Consider the following 255-nt stretch of genomic DNA (forward strand, 5'->3'; position numbering starts at 1 on the left):
GATATCTAAACTGCTAAATGCTTATAAATCAGCATCAAGTAGAAGAATAAAGAATGAATTTCCAAGTATTCGTAAGTCCTTATGGAAAGAATACTTTTGGAGCAAAAGTTATTGTCTAGTAACAACTTGTGGAGCTCCATTGGATGTTGTAAAACAATACATAGAAAATCAAGGAAAGTAGGGATAATATGCTAAGAGCATATAAATATAGATTATATCCAAATAGCGAACAAAAAGAATATTTTGCTAAAACTT

At 29.4% G+C, this 255-nt stretch carries 2 protein-coding genes; both read left to right on the top strand.

The window, feature by feature from the left end:
• Positions 1-181: IS200/IS605 family transposase (tnpA, locus tag KGF45_RS19875; protein WP_227830528.1), on the top strand; the 181-nt coding region annotated here is incomplete at its 5' end.
• 7 nt (positions 182-188) lie between these two features.
• A partial coding sequence (locus tag KGF45_RS20595) for a helix-turn-helix domain-containing protein (RefSeq protein ID WP_227830529.1) occupies positions 189-255 on the top strand: 67 nt, incomplete at its 3' end.

Origin of the sequence: Clostridioides sp. ZZV14-6154 (genome assembly GCF_020657785.1) — a bacterium.
Lineage (GTDB): Bacteria > Bacillota > Clostridia > Peptostreptococcales > Peptostreptococcaceae > Clostridioides.